General features: G+C 75.1%; 13 protein-coding genes. 4 read left to right on the forward strand and 9 right to left on the reverse strand.

The features are described from left to right. The first annotated feature begins 144 nt into the window (after positions 1-144). On the forward strand, positions 145-5,055 hold the full coding sequence (locus AC5L3Z_RS27370) for an SCO7613 C-terminal domain-containing membrane protein (protein ID WP_494846046.1): 4,911 nt from the start codon (positions 145-147) through the stop codon (positions 5,053-5,055). A 380-nt stretch (positions 5,056-5,435) separates the two neighbouring features. On the opposite strand, the gene purE is transcribed toward AC5L3Z_RS27370, so the two are convergent. From purE to AC5L3Z_RS27385, 3 genes are all read right to left on the reverse strand, one after another. Then, positions 5,436-5,927 (reverse strand): 5-(carboxyamino)imidazole ribonucleotide mutase, encoded by a 492-nt coding sequence (purE, locus tag AC5L3Z_RS27375; protein WP_494846047.1) that lies wholly within the window; start codon positions 5,925-5,927, stop codon positions 5,436-5,438. Positions 5,928-5,980: 53 nt separating this feature from the next. Continuing rightward, positions 5,981-7,141, reverse strand: a complete 1,161-nt coding sequence (locus AC5L3Z_RS27380) for a 5-(carboxyamino)imidazole ribonucleotide synthase (RefSeq protein WP_494846049.1) — start codon at positions 7,139-7,141, stop codon at positions 5,981-5,983. 158 nt (positions 7,142-7,299) lie between these two features. Next, positions 7,300-9,336 (reverse strand): thioredoxin domain-containing protein, encoded by a 2,037-nt coding sequence (locus AC5L3Z_RS27385; RefSeq protein WP_494846051.1) that lies wholly within the window; start codon positions 9,334-9,336, stop codon positions 7,300-7,302. A gap of 133 nt (positions 9,337-9,469) precedes the next feature. On the opposite strand from AC5L3Z_RS27385, the gene AC5L3Z_RS27390 reads away from it, so the two are divergent. Next, the gene (locus AC5L3Z_RS27390) at positions 9,470-10,501 is read left to right on the forward strand and encodes a phosphatidylinositol-specific phospholipase C domain-containing protein (RefSeq protein WP_494846052.1); all 1,032 of its coding nucleotides are present in this window, start codon (positions 9,470-9,472) and stop codon (positions 10,499-10,501) included. A gap of 140 nt (positions 10,502-10,641) precedes the next feature. Here the strand turns inward: AC5L3Z_RS27390 and AC5L3Z_RS27395 are convergent, their stop codons facing one another. From AC5L3Z_RS27395 to mca, 3 genes are all read right to left on the reverse strand, one after another. After that, positions 10,642-13,110: a putative bifunctional diguanylate cyclase/phosphodiesterase gene (locus tag AC5L3Z_RS27395; protein WP_494846090.1), complete on the reverse strand. Its 2,469-nt coding sequence runs from the start codon at positions 13,108-13,110 to the stop codon at positions 10,642-10,644. Positions 13,111-13,348: 238 nt separating this feature from the next. Then, positions 13,349-13,642 carry a hypothetical protein gene (locus AC5L3Z_RS27400; RefSeq protein WP_494846053.1) on the reverse strand — a complete coding sequence of 98 codons (294 nt, stop codon included), beginning with the start codon at positions 13,640-13,642 and terminating at the stop codon, positions 13,349-13,351. Positions 13,643-13,690: 48 nt separating this feature from the next. Continuing rightward, the gene (gene mca / locus AC5L3Z_RS27405) at positions 13,691-14,572 is read right to left on the reverse strand and encodes a mycothiol conjugate amidase Mca (protein WP_494846054.1); all 882 of its coding nucleotides are present in this window, start codon (positions 14,570-14,572) and stop codon (positions 13,691-13,693) included. A gap of 203 nt (positions 14,573-14,775) precedes the next feature. On the opposite strand from mca, the gene AC5L3Z_RS27410 reads away from it, so the two are divergent. Next, positions 14,776-15,210, forward strand: coding sequence for a DUF4307 domain-containing protein (locus tag AC5L3Z_RS27410; protein ID WP_494846056.1), 435 nt, complete (start codon positions 14,776-14,778; stop codon positions 15,208-15,210). A gap of 144 nt (positions 15,211-15,354) precedes the next feature. Then, positions 15,355-15,855, forward strand: coding sequence for a transcription elongation factor GreA (gene greA / locus AC5L3Z_RS27415; RefSeq protein ID WP_494846058.1), 501 nt, complete (start codon positions 15,355-15,357; stop codon positions 15,853-15,855). Between the two features lie 71 nt (positions 15,856-15,926). On the opposite strand, the gene ilvA is transcribed toward greA, so the two are convergent. From ilvA to AC5L3Z_RS27430, 3 genes are all read right to left on the reverse strand, one after another. After that, entirely contained in the window at positions 15,927-17,147 is a 1,221-nt protein-coding gene (gene ilvA, locus AC5L3Z_RS27420; protein ID WP_334519894.1) for a threonine ammonia-lyase, read from the reverse strand. 103 nt (positions 17,148-17,250) lie between these two features. After that, the gene (locus tag AC5L3Z_RS27425; RefSeq protein WP_494846060.1) at positions 17,251-18,660 is read right to left on the reverse strand and encodes an amidase; all 1,410 of its coding nucleotides are present in this window, start codon (positions 18,658-18,660) and stop codon (positions 17,251-17,253) included. Positions 18,661-18,676: 16 nt separating this feature from the next. Further along, positions 18,677-19,819, reverse strand: coding sequence for a cystathionine gamma-synthase (locus tag AC5L3Z_RS27430; protein WP_494846061.1), 1,143 nt, complete (start codon positions 19,817-19,819; stop codon positions 18,677-18,679). Between the last annotated feature and the right edge of the window lie 48 nt (positions 19,820-19,867).

Raw genomic sequence — 19,867 nt, forward strand, 5'->3', positions numbered from 1 at the left:
GCGGCGCCGGCCGGGAAGCACCACTTCCCGGCCGGCGCTTTTTTGTTGCCCCGACGGAGCGCCAGGTGTCGAAATCCGCGCCGGCTCAAGGCATGCTGCCAGGAGTGGGAGTCCACAGCGCGGGCGGCCGGGTGGAGGGGTGTCGTGCAAAGCTTTCAGTGCTCCTCGTGCGGCCAGGAGATCAAGCCGGCCGTACGGTGCCCGCACTGCGGCGCCGAGCAGCCGCAGTGGCGCGAGCACCTCGCGGAGATCGAGCGCTCCATCGCGGACATGAAGGCGCGCGACGCCGAGATCGCCCGCGAGCAGCGGCAGATCGCCGCCAAGATGCAGGCCGCCCTCTTCCAGCGGGACATCCTCGCCCACGCCGGTGAGGAACGGGTCCGGCAGGCCACCCGTCCCCGCCGGGTGCTGCGCCGACGGCCCGGCCGCCGTCCGCCGACCGCGACCACCGGCGCCCCACCCCGGGTGCCCCGGCAGGGCACCCCGCCCCCCGGGCCCGCCGACCCGCCGCCGCCGCGGGCCACCGCCACCTGGCTGGACGCGGACGACCCGGAGCATCCGCCGGAGGCGTCCTCCCGGGAGGTGCAGAACATCCCGCTCGGGCTGGGCGCGCTGCTGCTGGCCGTCTCGGCGGTGGTCTTCGCCGCCGTGGCGACCAGCTCGATGGACGCCCTGGCCCGGCTGGGCATCCTGCTGGTCGCCACCGTGCTGCTGCTGCTCGCCCCGCCGGTGCTGGCCCGGCGCGGGCTCACCTCGACGGCCGAGACGATCGCCACGGTCGGCCTCCTGCTCGTGCCGCTGGCCGGCTACGCCCTCTGGGCGGTGGACACCATCGGCGACGGTGGGGCCTCCGGCGCGCTCTTCTCCGCCGCGATCTTCGCGATCACCACCGCCGTGGCGCTGGGCTACGCCCGTGGCACGGGGCTGCGCGCACCCCGCTTCGCCGCCGTGCTCGCCGCCCAGCCGGTGGTGCCGCTGCTCGCCTACGAGCGGGTCACCGGCCCCGGCGGCTGGGCGCTCGCGCTCACCGCGGTCGCCGTGCTCGACCTCTGGCTGGTCCGTTCCACGGTGGTGCTGGAACATCCGGTCCGGGAGGACCTCCCCCCGACCCCGCCCGGCCCGCCGAGCGCGCCCCGGCAGCGTACGGCCACCGAGAGCCGGCCCGAGGCGGCGCCGGAGGAGTCCGGCGAGGTGGTCGACGCCGCCCCGACCGCCCCGACGCCCACCGACGTCGTACGCCCGGTGCCGTGGCTGCCCCAGCTGACCTGGCTGCTGCACGGGGCGGCGGTGGCGCTGGCCCTGGCGTACGCGGTCACCGCGCTGCTGCGCGCGAGCACCGTACCGGCGGCCGTCGGGGCGAGCGCGGTGCTGCTGCTGGCCGCCGCCGTGGCGCTGGCCGGGACGCTGGTGCTGCGCCGCCCGCCGCTGCCCGACGTGGGCGCCGGCATCTTCACCCTGGCGGTGATCGGCGCGCTGGGACGGATCGCCTCGGTCGCCCTTCCCGGCCGGGCGCTGCTGCTGATCGCGGCGGTCATCGCGCTGACCGGGCTGGCCGTGCGGGCCGTACCCGAGGCGGCCCGGCGCGGGCCGCAGTTCGCCTCGGCGGCGGCGCTGACGGTCAGCGGCCTCGTGGTGGCCGGCGGCGCGCTCCGCGCCGGCCTGGCCCCGGCCCAGGCGGCGCTGCCGGCCTGGTCGGCCGACCTGAGCCGGTTCCCCGCCGAACTCGCCGCGGCGGCCGGCCCGGCGGGCTGGCAACTCGCGGCCAGCGCCCTGCTGCTCACCGTCGCGGCGGTGCTGGCCCTGCCCCCGGAGATCCGGCGGGAGTTCGCGGTGGTCGGCGCCGGGCTGACCGCGCTCGCCGTGCCGGCCTCCCTCGGCCTGGGCTGGGCGGCGGCGCCCTGGCCGATGGTGCTGGCGGCGGTCGGTATCGGGGTGCTCGGCCTCGCCGCACCCACCGCCCGCACCGCGCTGGTGCACGCCGTCACCGCGACGGTCGTCGGCGTCATCGGTGCCGGGGCGGCGCTGAGCCGGCCCGCGCTGACCGCCGCCGCGCTGATCACGCTGACCGTGGCGGGGGCGTTCGCGGCGTTCGCGCCCCGGGTGCGGATCGCCCCGGCGGCGGCCGACACGCTCTCCGCCTGGGCCGCCGGCGGGGCGGCGTTCGCGCTGCCCGGGGCGGTGGCCGCCTTCGTCGCCGCCACCGAGCCGGCCGGTCCGGCGCCGACCCCGGCGGTGCTGCGGGAGCTGACCGTCCCGATCCTCGCGGCGAGCTTCCTCGCCGTCTGCGTAACCCTCGGCTACGCCGCCCTGGTGCAGGTCTCCCAACGGCACCTCACCCTGCCGCACGCGGTCGGCACCGGGCTGGGCGCGCTCGCCGTCGTCGGCGCCGCCTTCTTCGCGCCGGGCCGGACCGCCGCCGACGCCTGGGTGGGCGCGCTGCTGCTGGTCGCCACCCTGCTGGTGGTCTTCGCCGGCCAGGTCGACGCGGGACGCCGCTCGGACGCCACCCTCGACGGCTCCGACCTGGCCGCCGCCGCGGTCACCGCCGCCCTGATCGCCACGCTGGCCCGGATCGCCGCGGTGATCTCCCCCGGTGGGCAGCTCGTGGTGGCCGCCGCGCTGGTGCTGCTGGTCGCGGTCGCTGCGCGGGCGATGCCCGAGGAGTGGCGCCGCGGGCCGGTCCTCGGGATCGCCGTCGGGGGCACCCTGATCGGCCTGCTCGCCGGCGCGTCGGCCCTGCGCGGCGGGATCGGCGCGCTGGCGACGCCCGGCCCGATCTGGGCCGGCGACCTGACCGGCTGGCCGGCCGCCCCGACCGGCGGCGACACCTGGCAGGCCCCGGTCACGCTGGTGCTGCTCGCGGTGGCCGCGGGGATCCTGCTGGCGACGCCCTGGAGGTACGACGTCGCCGGCGCGGCCGTGGTGCTCGCCACCATCGGCGCGCCCGCCGCGTTCGACCTGCCCTGGTGGTCCCCGGTGCTGGTCGGGCTGACCGTCGCCACGGCCTTCGGGACGGCCGCGGTGGCCTCGGTCGACCCGCGGGCCGGGCTGTCCCGGGCCACCGTCGCCGGGGCGGTGGCCCTGCACGCGGCCGGAGCCGGCCTGGTCCGGCCCTGGACCACCGCGCTGGCGCTCGGCGGCATCGCGTTGATCGGGCTGGCGGTCGCCGGCCTGGCCCGGACGCTGGCCCCGTCGCTGGTCGAGGACGTCGAGACCGAGGGGATGCCGCCGCACCTGGTGCAGATCGGCGGCGCGGCGGCGGGCGCGGCCCTGCTGGCGCTGCCCGGCGCGGTGGCCGCCCTGGCCGCCGAGTTCGGTCACTCCGCCCAGGTGGTGCTGACCGCCGCGCTGGCCACGTCCAGTGTCACGCTGGCCGCCGTCGCCGCGGTCCGCCGGCAGGTGCCGCAGTACCTGCCGTATGCGAGCGCGGCGATCGTCGGCGCGGCGACCGTGAGCGCACTCGCCGCGATCTTCGCCCGACTCCCCTCCGGCGTGTACGCCGCGGCGGCGGCGCTGCTCGGGGTGCTCGCCGAGCTGGTCCGGGCGGCCACCGTCCCGCCCGCCGGCTCCGCGCAGCCGGTGCGGCGCTGGTCGGTGCTGCTGGACGGGGCGCTGCGCCGGCTGCCCGACGACGGCACCGAACGCCGCTGGCGGGTCAGCCCGGCGGCCGGGGCGCTCGCCGCGGCGGCCCTGCCGACCCTGCTGGCGTTGGCCTCACTCGCCCCGCTGCTCTACATCGCCCTGGTCGAGCCGCACCGGATGCTCGCGCACGTCTGGCAGGGACCACCCCCGGAGCTGCGCACCCCGCCCCCCGAGGCGGTCGACGCGACGCACGTGCTGACCGCGCTGCTGCTCACCGCGACCGCGGCGCTCGCCGCCACCGGGTTCAGCGGCGGGCGGCGGTCCCGGGCCGTACCCGTGGTGCTGCCCGGGCTCGCGGTCACCCTGCTGATCACCCCGATCGCCCTCGGCCGGGCCTGGCCGGAGAACGCGCTGGCCGCGCTCTCGGTCTTCACGATCTCGATGCTGGGGCTCGCGCTGACCGCGCCGCCGCCGCTGGCCGAGCGGGCCCGCTCGCTGCGGGTGGCCCGGGTGCTGGTCTTCCTCGTCGGGCTGGCCGCCGGCGGCGCCGGACTGGCCGGCGGCCTCCCCGACCGCGGCCTGACCCTGTTCACCCTCGGTGGCGCGGTCGGCGTCGGCGCGGTCGCCGCGATCTTCGGCAGCACCCAGCGGGCCCGCATCCTCGGCTGGCTCTTCGCCTCGCTGATGGCCCAGCTCTTCGTGCTCACCGTCGGCCTGGTGGCCGGGCTGGCCGCGGTCTGGTCGGCGTTCGGGGTGCTCGCGGTCGGCGCGGCGTTGCAGGTCTTCGCGGCGACGCTGCCCCGGCTGCGGCGGCCGGAGGCGCAACGCGAGGCGGCCACCGTGGAGTGGAGCGGGTACGCCGCCGCGCTGATCGCCCTGGCGCTCGCCTTCGACTCGCCACGGCACATCGCCGCCCTGCTGGCCGCCTGGGGCGCCGTGCTCGGGGTGGCGGCGGCGCGGCCCGGGCGCCGGCCGGTGGAGCGGCAGATCCTGTTCTGGGCCGTGGTGGCCTGCGAGATCACCGCCTGGTGGATCCTGATGCGGGTGGCCGACGTGGCGCTGCCCGAGGCGTACACGCTGCCGTTCGCGGCGCTCGCCCTGCTGGTCGGGGTGATCGAGCTGCGGCACCGGCCGGACCTGTCGAGCTGGGTGGCGTACGGGCCGGCGCTGGTCGCCGCGTTCGTGCCCACCCTGGCGATCGTGCTGGCCACCGAGTCCAGCACACTGCGGCAGGTGCTGCTCCTGCTCGGCGCGGTGGCGGTACTGATCTTCGGGTCGAGCAGCCGTCAGCAGGCGCCGGTGATCGTGGGCGCCACGGTCACCGCAATCGCCGCGGTGCACGCGCTCTTCAGCCTGGGCCCGTGGCTGGTGCTGATCCCGGTCGGGCTGGTCCTGCTGGTGCTGGGGGCGAGCAACGAGCGCCGCCGCCGCGCCCAGGAACGGTTGCAGACCGCGCTGCGCGGCATGAGGTGAAGCGGAGGGGCCCTGCGGCGTCGGTGCCCTGTCGCGCAGAGCGTGCGGGGTGGTCGGCGTGCGGGTGGTCGGGGACCGGCCCGGCTGATCCCCCGGCATGACAAGAAGTGGCCGCTACCCCGAGTGAGGTCGACCCCGACGCAAGCCTCACCCCACACAGCCTTTGCTCTGCTGCACTCCACGCAACACTGACGGCGAGTGACGACCCGGCGAGTGGTCGAGCCCCGGGCACAGCGCATTCCGGCTGTTCAAGGCGGTGTTGCCTGCGGGGCAGCAGAGCAAAGGGAGCCATCCTGGGAGCCGAGGGGCACCACAGCCCGATACGCTGCGTGACTCCGCCTGGAATCACCGACGGTGAGAGCCGTCGTCGTGCGGAGCGGTCAGGCGAGGGAGGCGCGGAGGGCGGCGTCCTTCTCGGCCACCAGCTCCTCCAGGCTCGCCTGGTAGGCGGTCATCCGTTTGAGCAGCGCCGGGTCGCCGGCCGCCAGGATGCGGACGGCGAGCAGCCCGGCGTTGCGGGCGTTGCCGATCGACACGGTGGCCACCGGCACGCCGGCCGGCATCTGCACGATGGAGAGCAGCGAGTCCATCCCGTCGAGGTGCTTCAGCGGCACCGGCACGCCGATCACCGGCAGCGGGGTCACCGAGGCGACCATGCCCGGCAGGGCGGCCGCGCCACCCGCCCCGGCGATGATCACCTTGAGGCCCCGGTCGGCGGCGTCGCGGCCGTACTCGATCATCTTGACCGGGGTCCGGTGCGCCGAGATCACCGCGACCTCGTAGGGCACCTCGAACTCGTCCAGCGCCTCGGCGGCGGCCTTCATCACCGGCCAGTCCGAGTCGCTGCCCATGATCAGTCCGACGGTGCTCACGCGCGGCTTCCCTTCGTTCGCGACCGGGGGGCTTGCAAGCTCACTCCCCGTGCTCACGCCTGTCCCTCCCGCAGCCAGCGGGCGGCCCGCGCCGCCCGGGCCCGTACGTCCGCCAGGTCGTCTCCGAGGACCGTGACGTGCCCGATCTTGCGGCCGGGCCGGACCTGCTTGCCGTAGAGGTGGACCTTGGCGCCCGGCTCGGCGGCGAAGAGGTGGTGCAGCCGCTCGTCGATGGAGATCCCGCCCGGCTCGCCGCCGAGCACGTTCGCCATCACCACGACGGGCGCGGTCAGCGAGGTGTCCCCCATCGGGTAGTCGAGCACCGCCCGCAGGTGCTGCTCGAACTGGGAGGTACGGGCGCCCTCGATGGTCCAGTGCCCCGAGTTGTGCGGCCGCATGGCCAGCTCGTTGACGACGAGACCGGCGTCGGTCTGGAACAGCTCCACCGCCAGCAGACCGACCACGCCCAGCGCGGTGGCCAGGTCGATGGCGAGCTGCTGGGCGGCGACCGCCAGCTCCTCCGACAGGCCGGGAGCCGGGGCGAGCACCTCGACACAGATGCCGTCGCGCTGCACCGTCTCGACCACCGGGTACGCGGCGACCTGCCCGAAGGGCGAGCGGGCCACCTGCACGGCCAGCTCCCGGCGCAGCGCCACCCGCTCCTCGACGATCAGGGGGGTGCCGCCGGCGAGCAGCGTGGCGGCCAGCTCGGCGGCCTGGGCCGCGTCGTCGACCATCCAGACACCCCGGCCGTCGTATCCACCGCGGGCGGCCTTGAGCACCACCGGCCAGCCCTGTTCGTCGCCGAACGCGACCAGGTCCTCGGGGGTGGCGACCGGGCGCCAGGCCGGGTTCGGCGCGCCCAGCTCGGCCAGGCGCTCCCGCATGACCCGCTTGTCCTGGGCGTGCAGCAGCGCGTCGGCCGGCGGGAAGAGCTTCACCCCTTCGGCGGCGAGAGCGCGGATGTGCTCCGTCGGCACGTGCTCGTGGTCGAAGGTGACCACGTCGCAGCCCTTGGCGAAGGTGCGCAGCGCGGCGAGGTCGGTGTGGTCGCCGTACTGGACGTCGGCGGCGACCAGGGCCGCGCCGTCGTCGGGGGCGAGCGCCAGCACGCGGAGCGACTGGCCGAGGGCGATGGCGGACTGGTGGGTCATCCGGGCCAACTGGCCGCCGCCCACCATGCCGACGACGGGCAGACCGGTACGGGAATCCATAGCGCCGCCAGCCTATCCGGGCGGTCGACGGCCCCGACCCGGAGGGCCGGCACCCCGGCCCGGCCGTCCCTCAAGATCGTGCTGGGTCACGGAAGTAGTGGCCTCCACGGCGACAGGAGGCCCCTCTTTCCTGGTTTCAGCGCGATCTTGAGGGCGATTCAGGTGAGCTGGGCGACCAGGTCGTCGACCGAGGTCACCGGCCGCTGGCAGACGAAACCCCGGCAGACGTACGCGGTGGGCCGCCCGTCTACCAGTGGCCGGTCCGCCAGCAGCGGCACCCCTGGCTGGTCGGGCCGGCCGGCCACCACCACCGCGCCCGGCGGGGCGTGCCGGTGGGCGGCGGCGACCAGCGGATCCCCCGCCGGGTCGTCGGTCGCCACCGCGATCTCGTAAGGTCCGGAGAGCAGCGCCTCCCCCGCGGCGGCCGCGTAGCCGGTGAACCGGGCGTGCCGGCCGACGATCGGCGCGACGGTCGACAGGGCCGCCTCGGCCGCCTCCCGGTACCGGCTCACCCCGGTCAGCGCGGAGTACGTCACCAGCGCCGCCACGATCGCCGAGCGGCCGGACGGGGTGGCGTTGTCGGTGGGATCGGCCGGACGGGCGACCAGCCGCTCGGCGTCGTCGGCGGTGTCGTAGAAGCCGCCGTCCGGCGCGGCGAAGCGGTCCAGCGCGGTGTCGAGCAGCTGCCCGGCCAGCTCCAGCCAGCGTCCCTCGCCGGTCAGCTGGTGCATCGCGCAGAACGCCTCGGCGACGCTGCCGTGGTCCTCCAGCACACCGGCCGGCTCGCCGACCACGCCGTTGCGGGAGGCGCGGCGCAGCCGTCCGTCCACCAGGTGCACCCGGGCCAGGTGCTCGGCGGCGTCCCGCATCGCGCCGTCGGCGACGATGGTGACGCCCTCCATCAGGTTCGCGTCCTCGTCGTCGGGGGACGCGTACAGGGCGGCGACCTGGAGGAATTCGGTGATCGCGGTGATCGCCAGGCCGTTCCACGCGGCCACCACCTTGTCGTCGCGGGCCGGCTGGGGCCGGGCGTCCCGGGCGGCCAGCAGCCGCCCCACGACCTCCTGCCAGCGGCGGCGCACGTCGGGGTCGGCGTCGTCGACGTCCCGGGCCAGCCTCAGCACGCTCATGCCGTGCTCGAAGGTGCCCGCCTCGGTCACGGCGAAGAGGTCCGCGGCCCACCGGCCGTCCTCCTCGCCCAGCGCCTCGACCAGCTGGGCCGGCGTCCAGGCGTAGGTGAGCCCCTCGACGCCCTCGGTGTCGGCGTCGAGCGCGGAGGCGAAGCCCTCCCCCGGCTTGTGCAGCTCGTCGGCGAGGAACCGGACGGTGTCCCGGGCCACCCGCCGGGCCAGCGGATCACCGGTCAGCCGCCACAGCTGGGTGTAGACCCGCAGCAGCAGCGCGTTGTCGTAGAGCATCTTCTCGAAGTGCGGCACCGTCCAGTGCCCGTCCACCGAGTAGCGGGCGAAGCCCCCGGCGAGCTGGTCGTAGATGCCGCCGCGGGCCATCGCCTCGCAGGTGTGCCGGACCATCTCCAGGCTCCGCTCCGCGCCGGTGCGCCGGTGGTGGCGCAGCAGGAAGAGCAGGTTCATATGCGGCGGGAACTTCGGCGCCCCGCCGAAGCCGCCGTTCGTCGCGTCGTACTCCCCGGCGAGCTGGTCGGCGGCGGTGTCGAGCAGTTCGGCGGTGAGCGGGGCGGTCGGGCCGCCGACGGCCTGGGCGCCGCCGATCGCCTCGACCACCGCGGCGCCCTGGCGCAGCACGGCCTCCCGCTGGTCCCGCCAGGCGGTCGCCACCGACTCCAGCAGCCGGACGAAGTTGGCCCGCGGGAAGTAGGTGCCGCAGAAGAACGGGGTGCCGTCCGGGGTGGCGAAGACCGTCATCGGCCAGCCGCCCTGCCCGGTCATCGCCTGGGTGGCGGTCATGTAGATCGCGTCGACGTCCGGCCGCTCCTCACGGTCCACCTTGATCGCCACGAAGTCGTCGTTGAGCAGGGCGCCGACGTGCTCGTTCTCGAACGACTCGTGCGCCATCACGTGGCACCAGTGGCAGGCCGCATAGCCCACCGAGATCAGCACGGGCACGTCCCGCCGCTTCGCCTCGGCGAACGCCTCGTCGCACCACGGCCACCAGTCGACCGGGTTCTCGGCGTGCTGGAGCAGGTACGGCGAGGTGGCCTGAGCGAGTCGGTTCACCCGACGACCATATCCAGCTCCGCGTCCGCCCACCGGTCGGACCGGCGGCATCCCGGGGCCTTCCCCCGTTCACGTTCCTGCATTTATATCTGTGCATGTTCGGCGACGACCGCCGGCGCCCGAGGAGGCACACATGCGCGGATCCCGTCCCCTGTCAGCCCTCACCTGCACCGCGGTGCTCGCAGCGGTGCTCACCGGCCAACCGGCGTCGGCGGCCGTGGAGCCGACCGTCCGGGTCTCCGCGACCACGGTCGTCGGCACCCACAACGCCTACGAGAAGGGCACCTACACCTACCTGGCGCAGTCGCTCGACGCCCGGCCCGGCCTGATCGAGCTGGACGTCTGGCCGGACGTGTTCGCTCGACAGTGGCGGGTCAGCCACTCGAACCCGGTGGGCAACGACAACAACTGTGTCGCCGCCACCAGCGCCGCCCAGCTCTACACCGGCACCCGCAACAAGAACCTCGAACACTGCCTGGACGACATCCGGCTCTGGCTCGGGGCCCACCCGGACGCCGGGCCACTGATCCTGAAGCTCGAACTGAAGACCGGTTTCAGCTCCCGTACCGGGCAGGGGCCGGCGCAGCTCGACGCGCTGCTCGCCGCCCGCCTGGGCGACCGGGTGTTCCGCCCGGCCGACCTCAGGGGCGGGTACGCGTCGCTGGACGCCGCCGCCCGGGCGGACGCCTGGCCGACCCGGCAGCAGCTCGCCGGCAAGGTGATCGTCGAGCTGATCCCCGGCACGGTCGAGGAGGGCAACCCGACCGACACGCTGCGCACCGACGTCGAGTACGCGCGCCACCTGTCCGCCCTGGCGGCGGCCGGCACGCTGGTCCGGGCGCAGGCCTTCCCGGCCGTGCACAACGCCCAGGCCGGCGACCCCCGCACCCGCTACGCCGACACCGGCCTGCGGCCCTGGTTCGTCGTCTTCGACGGCGACGCCGGCGCCTACGTGACCGGCGGCATCGACACCGCCTGGTACCACGCCAACCACTACCTGCTGGTGATGACCGACGCGCAGAGCGTCCCGCCGGCGGTGGGGACCACCGACCCGGACGCCGCCCGCGCCCGCGTCGCCGAACTCGCGGCGGCGCACGCCAGCGTCGCCTCGGCCGACTGGGCGGCCCTGCCCGCCGTGGTAGGCGAGGTCCTCCCCCGCGGCTGACCCCCAGCCAGGCCGCTGGGTCACCGTTTGCGGCGTGTCGCGGTGTGTCGCCGCCGGGACACCGCGACACGCCGCATCTCGCGTGGTGGGCAGCCCGGGGGGCGCAGCATCCCGCCGGGCGGGCGGAGCGGGCCCGGCGGTCAGGAGGCGCCGTCGGCGCGCAGCGGGAAGACGTTCGAGCCGGCGGCGCCGCGCAGCGAGCCGAGCACCGCGCCGATCTTGTCGGCGGGCATCGGCTTGAAGAAGTGGTAGCCCTGGGCGGCGGTGCAACCCAGCTCGGTCAGGGCGAGCCGCTGCTCGGCGGTCTCGACGCCCTCGGCGACCACCCGCAGGCCCAGCTCGTGGGCGAGCCCCACCGTCGTCCGGACGATCGCCGCCGCCTCCGGCGAGTCGGCCATCCGGATCACGAACGACCGGTCCACCTTCAGCTCGTCCACCGCGATCCGGGTGAGGAAGGTCAGTGACGAGAAGCCGGTGCCGAAGTCGTCGACGGCCAACTGCACCCCCATCGACCGCAGCGTGGCGAGCACCTCGTCGATGACCTCCAGCTCGCTCATCACCACCGTCTCGGTGATCTCCAGGACCAGCCGGCGCGGTGGCACCTGGTGGCGGCGCAGCGCCTCGGCGATCTCGCTCGGCAGTCGGGGGTCGAGCAGGCTGCGCGCCGACAGGTTCACCGAGATGGGCACGTCCAGGCCGTCGCGGGCCCACTCGGCGGCCACCGCGAGCGCCTTGTCCAGGACGTACCGGGTGAAGGTGCCGAGCTGCTCGCTGTTCTCCACCGGCCGGATGAAGTCCGCCGGGTTCAGCCAGCCGCGCCGCGGGTGCCGCCAACGGATCAGCGCCTCCACGCCGGTCGGCGCCCCGGTCGCCAGGTCCACCGCCGGTTGCAGCGCCAGCACCAGCTGGTCGTCGGCCTGGAGGGCCTCCCGCAGCTCGGCGAGCAGGGCCAGCTGGTCGGTGCTGGCGGCGTCCCGGGAGCTGTCGTACGCGGCGACGTTGCCGCCGCCCTCCTTCGCCTGGTACATGGCGATGTCCGCCCGGCGCAGCAGCTCGGTCAGGTCGGCGGTGCCCGCGTCGGCGACCACCACCCCCACCGAGACCTCGACCGACATCCGCACCCCGGCCACCTCGGTCGGCGCGGCGAGCCGCTCGGCGATCTCCCGTGCCTGGCGCAGCGCGTACGCCATCGGGGCGGCCCGGTCGCCGATCACCGGCACCGAGGTCAGCAGCAGGGCGAACTCGTCGCCGCCGAGGCGCCCGAGCAGGTCACCGGGGCGGGCCAGGGTGCCCAGCCGGTTGGCGGTCAACCGGAGCAGCTGGTCGCCGGCGGCGTGCCCGAGCGTGTCGTTGACCTCCTTGAACTGGTCGATGTCGAGCAGCAGCAGCGCCACCGGGTGGTCGTGCGGGAGCTGGCGCAGCGCCTGGTCGCCCTTGCCGAGCATGGCGGCCCGGTTGACCAGCCCGGTCAGCGCGTCGTGCACCGCCTCGTACGACGAGCGCGCGTTGACCAGCCGCAGCTCCCGGTGGGTGGCGGCGTCGTGCAGCGCGGCGGCGAGAGCGTCGGAGAAGGCCGCCACGCCGTCGCGTTCGCGGGCGCTCGGCGGCGCGGAGGCGGGGAACCGGACCCGCAGCTCGCCCACCTCGACGTCGCCGACCGCGAGCCGGCGGACCAGCTCGTGCTCCCCGGTCGGGGCGAGCGCCGGCGGTCCCACCTCCCGGTCGCGCACCTGGCCGGAGGCGTCGCCCCGGTAGCGCCGCCACCGGCCGTCGCCGCGGGCCACGTCGACGTCGACCAGCTCGGCGCCGAAGAGGGTCAGCGCGCCGGCCACCGCGGCGGTCGCCACGCCCCGCTCGTCGAGCTGGTTGAGCGCCGCGGTCGCCTCGGCGAACGCCCGCCAGGTACGCCGCTCCTGGTCGGCGCGGAGCCGGTGCCGGTAGGTCTGCTGGAGCAGCCAGAGCAGCGGTGGCAGGAGGAGCAGCCACCGGCCGTCGACCTCGAGCAGCGCGACCACGGCGAGGCCGACCGCCACGTTGCCCACGAACATCAGCAGCTTGCCGCGGAGCGCGGTGAGCACCGGCGGGCCGAGCGCCACCCCGTGCCGCAGCGCCAGGGTGGCGCCGCCGAGCCCGGCGGTGGCGAGCAGGTACGCCACCGAGCCGGCGATCAGGGCCGACGCGAGCCCGGGGGTGGGCGCCGCCAGCAGCGGCTCGCCGAGCGCGGAGGCGACGGCGACGCCGAGCGCGGTGGCGGCGGTGATCGACGCCGCGATCCGCAGCACCTCGACCGGGGGCCGGCGGTCGGCCACCACCGACATCGCCGTCCAGGAGAGCCCGACGCCGAGCAGCGCCGCGGCCGGCAGCCAGCCGGCCGGCACCAGGTAGAGACAGACGATGAGCGCGGCCTCGCCCCAGGTGATGCTGACCATGCCGGTGGCGGTGCGGAACCGCAGCCGGGCCAGTTGGGCGACCGAGAAGGCCGCGACCGCGATGCCGAACCGGGCCGGCGCCGGAAGCGGGTCGTCGGGGGGCAGGACGGCCGGGACGCTCAGCCCGAGCGCCACCGCCGCCACGGCGGTGAGGGTGACCGCGGCGGTGAGCAGGAGCACCCGTGGCGGCGTGTCACGGGTGTCGGGCGGGCCGACGGCGTCGCCGGCCCTGCCGGAGGTCACCGGCCCGCTCCGTCCGCCGTCCGACCGGTGCCGGGGACGCGCGCTGTCGCGACGGTCATGGCGCCCCCTCCCGCGCACGGCTCAGGGACTTTCGGTCCCCCCGGCGGAAGGCTAAGCCAATCCGGGTGGCCGCAACAGGGGGCGACGACCCGGATCGACGTGATTCAGGCTCCGACTAGCCGTTCCGGCGCTGCTGGCGGCCGTTGGGGGCGTTCGTAGGCGATTCCTGCGGCGTGGGGCCGTCGGCCGGATCGACGGTCGACGTGTCGGCCCGGTCGAGGTCGTCGGCCGACCCCTGCGCGGGGAACCGGTCGGGCAGCCGGCGCAGCCGGGAGTTCATGTTGCGGATCAGCAGGACGGTGGCGGTGGCCAGGAGCAGGATGAGGAACAGGCCCGTCGGTCCGGCCAGCCCACCCGTGCGGGTGTCACCGAAGTTGTTCTCCGCGAGGACCTGGGCGACGGTCAGCATGGTGTTTCTCCGATGTGCGGTGGGCTTTCAGCGTAGCCCTCGCCACGTTCAGCAGGCATGGGCCGTCTCGCGGACCCCGGCGAAGAGGTCCGACTCGGGCAGCGGGCTGTCGACCAGCGAACGGACCAGCTGGAAGTCCTCCGTGGGCCAGGCGCGCCGCTGGAGCTCCATCGGCACGTGGAACCAGAAGCCGTCCGGGTCGATCTGGGTGGCGTGGGCCCGCAGCGCGTCGTCGCGGACGGGGAAGTATTCGGCGCACTCGACCCGGGTGGTGATCCGCGGCCCCTTGTCGGGGCGGTCCTCCCAGCGCTCGAGCCACTCCGCGTACGGCGAGGCCAGGCCGGCGGCGAGCATCGCCTCGTGCAGGGCCAGGATCTTGCCCTTGGAGAAGCCGATGTCGTAGTAGAGCTTCAGCGGCTGCCAGGGCGCGCCCAGCTCGGGGTACCGCTCCGGGTCACCGGCCGCCTCGAAGGCCGCCACGCTGATCTTGTGGGTCATGATGTGGTCGGGGTGCGGGTAGCCGCCCTCCTCGTCGTACGTGGTGACCACGTGTGGGCGGAACTCGCGCATCAGCCGCACCAGCGGCCCGGCCGCCACCTCGACGTCCTGGAGGGCGAAGCAGCCCTCCGGGAGCGGGGGCAGCGGGTCGCCCTCGGGCAGCCCCGAGTCGACGAAGCCGAGCCAGGCCTGCTCGATGCCGAGGATGGCGCGCGCGGCGTCCATCTCCGCGCGGCGGATGTCGGCGATGTTGGCCCACACGTCCGGCCGGTCCATCTTCGGGTTGAGCACGCTGCCGCGCTCGCCCCCGGTGCACGTCACGACCAGTACGTCGACTCCCTCGGCGACGTACTTCGCCGTGGTCGCGGCGCCCTTGCTCGACTCGTCGTCCGGGTGCGCGTGCACGGCCATCAGACGCAGCTGCTCTGCCAACTTGGGCGCTCCTCCCCCGCTGACGGCCCGACCCGGGCCGCCCGGCTGCACTGCCGAAATATCTCCCCGGCGGGTAGCCGGTTACCGGGTGACCTGTCGGCGTGGCCGCCGACCTGCCATTCTTGGCTCAGCTCCGGGCTGGGAAGATGGACTCTGCCATTCTTGCCGATGCCGCCGACGACAACGCCAGGAGATACCCGCCGGTGACCGAGACGCACGCCACAATTCCCTCCGGCGCGCCGGTGTTCCCGCCCGGTCGGTACGGCCGCCGCCGCGAACCCGGACGCCGCCGGCCGCTGCTGGTCGGGCTCCTGGTGGCCGCCCTGGTCGCCGGGTTGGGCCTGGCCGCGGCGCAGCTCTACGCCCGCTACGGCGATCCGACGTACGACGCCCAGGTGATCACCTACACCGACATCGACGACTCCGGCGTGCGGGTGGACTTCCGGGTCACCCTGCCCGAGGGCGGGTCGGGGGTGTGCCTGCTGCGGGCCCGCTCGCACGACGGGGCCGAGGTGGGCCGGGCCGAGGTGACGGTCAGCGCGGCGGCCGGCGAGCGGCAGGTGGTCGCCCGACACCGGGTCACCACCACGCAGCGGCCCTTCATCGGCGAGGTGCTGCGCTGCCGGCCGGCCGGCTGATCCCCGCGCCGAGCAGCGGAAACGCCCGATACGACCGGTGCGGGCACCCACCCCCCTGGTGATCGACGACACCTGCGGGTGTGCCGCACTGGTAACTTGGTAACTCACCTGTCAGCCAGTCCCGCACAACCGAGGAGTACGCCTGTGTCCACCAATGACAACAAGGCGCCCGCCACCTGGCTGTCCCAGGACGCGTACGACCGCCTACAGGCCGAGCTCGACGAGCACATCGCCAACCGGCCGGTCATCGCCGCCGAGATCAACGCCCGGCGCGAGGAAGGCGACCTGCGGGAGAACGGTGGCTACCACGCCGCTCGCGAGGAGCAGGGCAAGGCCGAGGGCCGCATCCTCTACCTCAAGGAGCTGCTGCGCACGGCCAAGGTCGGCGAGGCGCCGACCGCCGACGCGGTGTCGCCGGGCATGGTGGTGACGATCTACTTCGACGACGACAAGGACGACACCGAGACGTTCCTGCTCGGTTCCCGGGAGATCGCCGCCACCACCGAGCTGACCGTCTACAGCCCCGAGTCGGCGCTCGGCAAGGCGATCCTGGGCGGCCGCGCCGGCCAGACCTGTACCTACACGGCGCCCAGCGGCGCCGACATCAAGGTGACCGTGGTCAGCTTCGAGCCGTTCTCCGGCTGAGCCCCACCCCGCCGGGTCCGCGACCCGGCGGGCCCCCGTCGCGTACGACCGAGGCGTGGCACCCGTGGGTGTCACGCCTCGGCTGCGAAGACCACCTGGTAGCCGCTGGCCCGCAGGGCGCTGATCAGCGTGTCGGAGTGCTCCACGCCGCGGGTCTCCACCGACAGCGCCACCTCGACCTCACCGAGCCGCAGGTGCGGGTTGGCCCGCTGGTGCTCCACGTCGACCACGTTCGCCCGGTGCTCGGCGATCTCGGTGAGCAGCGAGGCGAGCTGGCCGGGCCGGTCCGAGCAGCGGACGGTGACCCGCAGGTACCGCCCGGCCGCCGCCAGCCCGTGCTCGATCACGCGCAGCATCAGCAGCGGGTCGATGTTGCCGCCGGAGAGCACCGCGACCACCGGCGCCTCCACCTCGACGACCCCGGCCAGCAGCGCCGCCACACCGACCGCGCCGGCCGGCTCCACCACCTGCTTGCCGCGCTCCAACAGCATCAGCAGCGCCCGCGAGATGTCCTCCTCGGAGACCGTGACGATCTCGTCGACCAGCTTGCGGACGTGGGTGAAGGTGATCTCCCCGGGCCGACCGACGGCGATACCGTCGGCGATCGTCGAGAAGGCCGGCAGTCGGACCGGCTCGCCGGCGACCAGTGAGGGCGGGAAGGCCGCCGCGCTGGCCGCCTGCACCCCGACGATCCGTACGTCGGGGCGCAGCGCCTTGGCCGCCACCGCCATGCCGGAGATCAGGCCACCCCCGCCCACACCGGTGATGATGGTTCTCACGTCCGGGCACTGTTCGAGGATCTCCAGCGCCACCGTGCCCTGACCGGCGATGACGTCGGCGTGGTCGAACGGGTGGATCAGGACCGCGCCGGTGCGCTCGGCGAAGGTCTGCGCGGCGACCAGGGACTCGTCCACGGTGTTGCCGACCAGCTCGACCTGGGCGCCGTACCCCTTGGTGGCGGCCACCTTGGGCAGCGGCGCGTTCACCGGCATGAAGACGGTCGCGTGGGTGCCCACCAGGCCGGCGGCGAGCGCCACCCCCTGCGCGTGGTTGCCGGCGCTCGCCGCGACCACGCCACCGGCGCGCTCCTGCGCCGACAGCCGGGAGATCCGCACGTACGCGCCGCGCACCTTGTACGACCCGGCGCGTTGCAGGTTCTCGCACTTGAGCCAGGCCGGGCCGCCGAGCGCGGCGCTGAGCGGCCGGGAAGGCTCCAGCGGGGTGGTCCGGGTGACGCCCGCGAGCAGCTCCCGGGCGGCCTGTACGTCGGCGAGACCGACCAGTTCCGTCATGCCCCGATCGTGCCATCCGCCCCCGGTGGGACCGGCGGCGACGCCGGGGGCGCGCCGGCCGGCACCCGCGGCGACGGTACGGTCACCGGCTGCTGCCCGACGATCATGCGATCGCCGGCGACCCCGTGCCGACGCGGGGATAGCCGGGGGCGTGCCGCGACCACGGGGCCTGCAGCTCGAACTCCCCGGCGACGGCGAGCAGCAGCAGCTCCGAGCCGGGCGGGCCGATCAGCTGCGCGGCGACCGGCAGACCGTCCGGTCGGCGACCCACCGGCACCACCATCGACGGCAGGCCGGCGATGTTCCACGGCGCGGCGTACGGGGCGTACCGGATGTTGGCCTTCACGTTCGCCAGCCAGGAGCGGTTGGACCAGCTGGCCGCCTCCGGCGGCGGGCCGGCCAGCGCCGGGGTGAGCAGCAGGTCGACCGAGTGGTCGGCGAAGAAGCCGATCGAGCGGTCCCGCCAGGCGGCCCGGTCGGACTCCCGGACGTAGCCGCGCCGCTGCGCCCACTCGCCGAGGGCGACGTGGCGGCGGCTGCGCCGTTGCAGGCCGCGCCGGTCCAGGCCGGCGGCGCGCACGTCGGCGGCGGCAGCCGCGAACCAGGTGGCGATGCCCTGCAACCCGAGCGCGGTCGGGTAGACCGGGTCGGCGGGGACCGTGTCGTGTCCGGCGGCGGCGAGCAGCCGGCCGGCGGCGGCCACCGCGTCCCGGTTGGGCTCGTCCGGCGAGACGCCCCGCACCGGGGATCGCAGCGAGACGCCCACCCGCAGCCGGGGCGGCGGGACCAGCTTCTCCGGGCGACGGCCGGCGAGCACCTGGAAGCCGACCGCCGCGTCGGCGACCGTGGTGGTGAGCATCCCGTGCTCGGTCAGGCCGAACCAGTCCTCCGCGCCGAGCTGGCAGGGGACGACGCCGCGACCTGGCTTGAGCCCGAGCAGCCCGCAGCAGGCCGCCGGGATGCGGACCGAGCCCAGACCGTCGTTGCCGTGCGCGATCGGCACCAGCCCGGCCGCCACCGCGGCGGCGGCCCCGCCGGAGGAGCCGCCGGGGGTGCGCCGGGTGTCCCACGGATTGCGGGTGACGGCGGTCTCGTCGTCGGTGCTGCCCCAGAGGCCGAGCTCCGGCATCCGGGTCGCCCCGAGGATCACCGCCCCGGCGCCGCGCAGCCGGCGGACCACCTCGTGGTCGGCCTCGGCCACCGGGGTACGCACCGCCGCCGAGCCGTTCCAGGTGGGCAGGCCCGCGACGGGGGTGTTCTCCTTGACCGCGACCGGCACCCCGGCCAGCGGGAGGTTGGCCAGATCCTCCTGCTCGTCGACCTTCTCGGCCTCGGTGATCGCCTCCCCGCCGCGTACCACGCGGAACGCGGCGAGGTCGGCGTCGACCCGGGAGATGTGGTCCAGGTGGTCGGCCACGACCTGGGTGGCGGAGACGTCGCCGCGGCGTACGCCCCGGGCGATCTGCCTGGCGGTCGCCCCCACCCAGGTCGGCATGATGTCCTGCACGGCCACCCTCCCTCAGCAGCGGTCAGCCCAACGCCTGCTCCAGATCGGCCAACAGGTCGTCGACCGTCTCAATGCCGACAGACAGTCGCACGAGATCGCCGGGTACTTCAAGCGGCGAGCCGGCAGCACTTGCGTGTGTCATCCGGCCCGGGTGCTCGATCAGGGATTCCACGCCACCGAGCGACTCGGCGAGCACGAAGAGCTTCGTCCGGTTGCAGATCTCCACCGCGTGCTCCTCACCGCCGGCCGCGCGGAAGGAGATCATGCCGCCGAACCGGCGCATCTGCTTCGCGGCCACCTCGTGACCGGGGTGCGAGGGCAGGCCCGGGTAGAGGACCTGGCCCACCTTGGCGTGCCCGTCCAGGTAGCCGGCGATCCGCTCGGCGTTGTCGCAGTGCCGGTCCATCCGTACCCCGAGGGTCTTGATGCCGCGCAGGGTGAGCCAGGCGTCGAACGGACCGTTGATCGCGCCCATCGCGTTCTGGTGGTAGCGCAGCTCGTCGCCGAGACCGGCGTCGGCGGCGATCAGGGCGCCACCGACCACGTCGGAGTGCCCGCCGACGTACTTGGTGGTGGAGTGCACGACCACGTCCGCGCCGTGCGCGATCGGCTGCTGCAGGTACGGCGAGGCGAAGGTGTTGTCCACCACCAGGAGCGCGCCGGCGTCGTGCGCGATGGCGGCGAGGGTGGCGATGTCGGCGATGCCGAGCAGCGGGTTCGTCGGCGTCTCCAACCAGACGATCTTCGTGCTGCCGGGGCGGATCGCGGCCCGGACGGCGTCCGGGTCGGAGACCTTCGCCGGGGTGAACGCCAGCCCCCAGCGCTCGGCGACCCGAGCGAAGAGCCGGTAGGTGCCGCCGTACGCGTCGTCCGGGATGACCACGTGGTCGCCCGGCTTGCAGACGGTCCGCAGCAGGGTGTCCTCGGCGGCCAGGCCGCTGGCGAAGGCGAGCGCCACCGGGCCGCCCTCCAGCGCGGCGAGGCACTCCTGGAGCGCGTCCCGGGTGGGGTTGCCGGAGCGGCTGTACTCGTAGCCCAGCCGGGGCGCACCGACCGCGTCCTGGGCGTAGGTGCTGGTCTGGTAGATCGGTGGGATCACCGCACCGGTGCGGGCCTCCGGGTCCTGGCCGGCGTGGATGGCGAGCGTCTCGAAGCCGTGGTTCATTCCGCAGACGTTAGTCCGCCGGTCCGCCGGGGCGGGCGGAACCCGCCC

It is taken from the genome of Micromonospora sp. LZ37 (assembly GCF_059359015.1).